Source organism: Staphylococcus sp. HMSC067F07 (assembly GCF_001837405.1).
Classification (GTDB): domain Bacteria; phylum Bacillota; class Bacilli; order Staphylococcales; family Staphylococcaceae; genus Staphylococcus; species Staphylococcus capitis.
Genome location: NZ_KV832225.1, coordinates 1 through 340, shown reverse-complemented (window position 1 = coordinate 340; position 340 = coordinate 1). Strand labels below are relative to the sequence as shown.

Genomic DNA, 340 nt, shown 5'->3' with positions numbered 1-340 from the left:
GATAAAGTTGAACAAGCTTTACAAGCATTGAATAGTGCTAAAAATGATTTGAGAGCTGATAAGTCAGAACTTCAAACCGCTTACAATACATTAACTGAACAAGTTAGTACTGAGGGTAAAACGCCTGCAAGCATTAAAAAGTATCAAGACGCTAAAGCTAAGATTCAAAATCAGATTAATGCAGCTCAAAATGAAGCTAAACAAATTTTAGATAACAGTAACCCAACCGTTTCGCAAGTTAATAACGCATTAAACAACATTAAAGCTGTTCAACCCAAGTTAGACAGTGCAATACATTTACTAGAAAACAAGGCTAACAATAACGAATTAGTTACTGCTA

At 33.5% G+C, this 340-nt stretch carries 1 protein-coding gene; it reads left to right on the top strand.

Going from position 1 to position 340, the window contains the following annotated elements; translation table 11 throughout:
* On the top strand, positions 1-340 hold a 340-nt coding region (locus HMPREF2706_RS02705), incomplete at both ends, for an FIVAR domain-containing protein (protein WP_141761269.1).